Origin of the sequence: Synechococcus sp. R8-2 (assembly GCF_047461715.1) — a bacterium.
Lineage (GTDB): Bacteria > Cyanobacteriota > Cyanobacteriia > Thermostichales > Thermostichaceae > Thermostichus.
This window is the reverse complement of record NZ_JANSHQ010000291.1, coordinates 1-4,037: the sequence shown is the minus strand read 5'-3', so window position 1 is coordinate 4,037 and position 4,037 is coordinate 1. Positions and strand designations below refer to the sequence as shown.

Here is a 4,037-nt window from a genome sequence, read left to right as displayed (position 1 = left end):
TTTACGGCGTTTTTTCGGTAAAACCGCAGGGAGCGCTCCAGGTTGCCGACGCGGATCATGGTGTGGAGAAGGCGCATGGCACAAGCTCCGAGAAATGGGCGATGCTGCACTTATTTTAGTCTTTGACCTTTTAGTCTTTAGACCGCTGAGGATCCCTTGATGAGCCAAACGCCTCTGCAGCGCACCCCCTTGTTCTCCCTTCATCAAGCTTTGGGGGCGCGATTTGTCTCTTTTGCCGGCTGGGAAATGCCGCTGCAGTATCGGGGAGTGATAGCAGAACATCGGGCAGTGCGGGAGAGGGTGGGGACATTCGACATTTCCCACATGGGCAAGTTCACCCTCTGGGGGCCGGAGCTGGGATCCCACCTCAGCCGTCTGGTTCCCAGCGATCTGAGCGCCGTTCCTGTGGGATCCGGTCGCTACACCGTCCTGCTCAATCCACTGGGGGGCATTTTGGATGATGTCATCTTCTACCGGCATCCACCGGAGGGTGAGCTGGAGCACTGGAGCGTGATCGTCAATGCAGCTACCCGGCAGAAGGATTGGGATTGGCTCAACCACCACTTCCAAGGGATCCCCGGAGTCAACCTTCAGGATCACTCCGACACTCGGGTCTTGTTGGCGGTGCAGGGGCCGGCAGCCGAACAGGTTCTCCAGCCCTTTTTGGAGGGATCCCTGAAGGCTTTGCGCCGGTTTCAGCACGGTCAGTTTGCCGGAGCGGCGGGAGCCTTGGGAGAGTCTATCTTCGTGGCCCGCACCGGCTACACCGGAGAAGATGGCTTTGAAGTCATGCTCAGCCCCGAAGACGGCATCCGCCTTTGGGAGCAACTGATTCAGGCCGGCGTACAACCCTGTGGGCTGGGCTGCCGCGATACCCTGCGCCTGGAGGCTGCCTTCCATCTTTACGGGCAGGACATGGACGAGAGCACCACTCCCTTAGAAGCCGGCTTGGGCTGGTTGGTGAACAACCCAGGGGACTACATCGGCAAGCCCGCCATCGAAAGCCAACGGCAGCAAGGGATCCCTCGCCACCTGGTGGGGTTTCGCATGCTGCATCCGGCCATCCCCCGCAGCGGCTATGCCATCTACGCTCCCAACTCCCCTGAGCCGATCGGACGGGTAACCAGCGGCACCCATTCTCCCAGTTTGGGCTACGGCATCGGCTTGGGCTATGTCGCTCCGGCTTGGGCCAAGGTGGGATCCCGGCTGGAAATTGAAATTCGGGGGCAGCGCCAGCCTGCCGAAGTGGTGAAAAAACCTTTCTACAGTGCTGCGCACCGCTGACGCAAACGGTTACAGGTTCCCGTTAACCCAGGGTTTGGCAGCTTTGGGCGTGGAGTATTCCTGTTGCAGCCGCCGCAATTTCCGCAAGGCCCGCCGCTCAATTTGTCGGACTCGCTCTCGCGAAAGGCCGATGTGCTCCCCAATTTCCCGCAGCGTTAGGCCCCTCGATCCATCCAGCCCATAGCGAGCCACGATCACCTGTCGTTCTCGTTCACTCAGTTGGCCCACCAGCGCGCGGACTTCCTCTCGACGGGCAAGCTGGGTTAGGTGTTCAACAGGGTCGTTGTCTTCATCTGGGATGAAGTGCTGCAGCTCGGTGCCGTCTTCATCCCCTACCCCCACATTCAAGGAACGCATCTCTGCCATGTGGCGGGTGATCAGCTCCCGGTAGTTATCGCCAATATCCAGAGAATCAAAAACTTCTTCCGCTTGGGGACGGGATCCCCTTTCGGCAGATAACTCGCGGTAGCGCCGCTTCACCTGGGAGACTTTTTCGTACATGTGGGCCGGCAGACGGATCATCCGCCCCTTGTTTTGGATGCCCCGGTTCACGCTTTGCCGGATCCACCAAGTGGCATAGGTGGAGAACTTGTAGCCACGGGTGGGATCGAACTTTTCCACGGCGCGGGTGAGGCCGATCGTGCCTTCCTGAATCAAATCCAGAAACGGCAAGCCGCGATTGCGATAGCGCTTAGCAATCGACACCACCAAGCGAAGGTTACACTCCACCATTCGTTTCTTGGCTGCTTCCCCCTGCCGCAGGATCTGCTGCAGCTCTGCCAAGGGGATCCCCAGCCGCCGGCTCCAACCTTCCACAGACTCATAGGGCTGCCGTTGCTCCAAGAGCGTCACCATCCGCTGCACCTGGTGAGCCAGGCGGAGCTCTTCTTCAGCGGTGAGCAACGAGTAGCGGCCAATCGTCTTTAAGAAACGCCCCACCGCATCTTGCAAGTCAAGACTTTCTGACATATCAAACCCCACACCATAAATTCATGTCCTGTCAGAATCTCTACTTCTCCTGCTGCATCGGGCCCTCTTCCTACACACGAAGCTGACCTTTCTGCAAACAGCACCTTATTCATACCAGCACAAAAGCCTTTTCGTAAAGGCTTTGACTTCGAAAAATCTAATCCAGAACTCGGTGTTTGACTCACTAAATTTATTGAGGCTGCTTCACTAGACACTACCGGCAGTGCTTTAAGTCCTTTTTTATTGAGTAGTAACTCTACCTTAAGTAGGAGGGAAGAGATTAACTATTTTATAAACTCAATCTTAAGTTCTAGATAGATTGAAAAAATTATTCCACTTGCTTGACCAGTTTTTGGTACCAAATCAGATCTTCAAGAGATCTTCAAGAGACAAAAAAGCAATTTTTTCATCCAATTTGTGGGACTAGAGATGAGTATTTTTGTTCGCAGAGCCATCGGAAAAGCTTACTTGGCAAGGCACAGCAAGGGTCATCGGCGGGTTTTTGGAACGGCTTGGGGCTGGTTTGGTACCTCATCGCCGGCAGTTCCAGCCGGAGACAGACGAGAACAGATCCCTGTGGGACAGATTTTTGCTGCTGCCTCCAAACATAGTGGAGACTATCGTCAATTCTTGACTTTAGACGCTAGATGTAGATCCAAGATTTCTGTGTTACCGAACACGCCAGGCGCGGATGCCTCAGCCTTGGTGCTCCGTACCGCTATCGCGAATGCCCCAGCGCGCGCCTACATAAGAAGGCAGGTCAGGCCAGCCCAGCGACCCTCCAGGCCCAGGTGTGTTGCACTCCTGCGGGAGAAAGGGGGAGCTGCGTTCCGCTCGCTCGACCCACCGCAGGATGGTTTACATTTCTTCCACCACCCCAAGGGCGCTTTATAGTGAGGATCCGGTCTCCATCGGTCAAAGGATTGGAAGGGCCATGTCTCACTTCACCACCCTGCAAGTGCAAATCAAAGACGCCGATCTCCTGGAAGAGACTCTGAAGGAATTGGGCTACGCTGTGCAGCGGAATGCCAGCCTGCGGGGCTATCTCTGGAACCGCACCCGCGCCGATCTGGTGATCCGGCAAAAGAATGGCTTCGACATCGGGTTTCGTCGCAACGGGGATCACTACGAGCTGGTGGCCGATCTGTGGGGGGCGGGCATCGATCCCAAGACCTTCCTGGAGCCGATTTTGCAGCGCTACGCCCACAAAAGTTTGCTGCGCTCAGCCCGTGAGCAGGGCTATACCATCGAGGCCGAAGAAGTGCTGGAGGATGGCACCATCCGCGTGGTGGTGGGGCGTTGGCTATAAGCCAGGTTCATCGGGATCTGCCCATGGTAGGTAAGCCTCAGCCGGCTGTCAGAACTGGCCAGGGATCCCGGCCCCAACCTTGGGATCTGGTGTTGGGGGGGCAAACGGCAACCGGGAGCGCCCCGGCCCATGCCTTAGTGCTGGGAGGTCTCGAGGGGGCGCGGCGACGACTCGCCCATAGCGATGAAGCCGTGCGCTTAGCCACGCTATCCCAGTTGCTGCAGTACGGGTCGGCGGGCCTGGCCGAACTCATTGCAGCCCTCGCTGGCAACAGCTCTTGGGCGGTGCGGCTGGAAGCTTGGCGGCTGTTGTCTCAGCTAGGCCAGCCGGAGGCAGAACAGGCCTGTTGCACCTACAGCCCCTTTCGCCCGGTGGGGGGAGCGCAAGGGGTGATCGTGGCCTATCGGCGTGGGGAGCGGAACTTTGCCTACGCCGACCTGGAGGGAGCCGACCTTCAAGAAGCACGGCTGGGGGG

4 protein-coding genes are annotated in these 4,037 nt (G+C 57.6%); 3 read left to right on the top strand and 1 reads right to left on the bottom strand.

What is annotated here, in order from left to right; genetic code table 11:
* The first annotated feature begins 159 nt into the window (after positions 1 to 159).
* Complete coding sequence (gene gcvT / locus NW819_RS07620) at positions 160 to 1,284, top strand: glycine cleavage system aminomethyltransferase GcvT (protein ID WP_414413391.1); 1,125 nt, start codon at positions 160 to 162, stop codon at positions 1,282 to 1,284.
* Between the two features lie 9 nt (positions 1,285 to 1,293).
* Here the strand turns inward: gcvT and NW819_RS07615 are convergent, their stop codons facing one another.
* The gene (locus NW819_RS07615; RefSeq protein WP_414413390.1) at positions 1,294 to 2,253 is read right to left on the bottom strand and encodes a sigma-70 family RNA polymerase sigma factor; all 960 of its coding nucleotides are present in this window, start codon (positions 2,251 to 2,253) and stop codon (positions 1,294 to 1,296) included.
* A gap of 934 nt (positions 2,254 to 3,187) precedes the next feature.
* On the opposite strand from NW819_RS07615, the gene NW819_RS07610 reads away from it, so the two are divergent.
* Positions 3,188 to 3,562, top strand: a complete 375-nt coding sequence (locus NW819_RS07610; protein ID WP_011432773.1) for a DUF1257 domain-containing protein — start codon at positions 3,188 to 3,190, stop codon at positions 3,560 to 3,562.
* A 23-nt stretch (positions 3,563 to 3,585) separates the two neighbouring features.
* The coding region (locus NW819_RS07605) for a HEAT repeat domain-containing protein (protein WP_414413389.1) at positions 3,586 to 4,037 on the top strand (452 nt) is incomplete at its 3' end.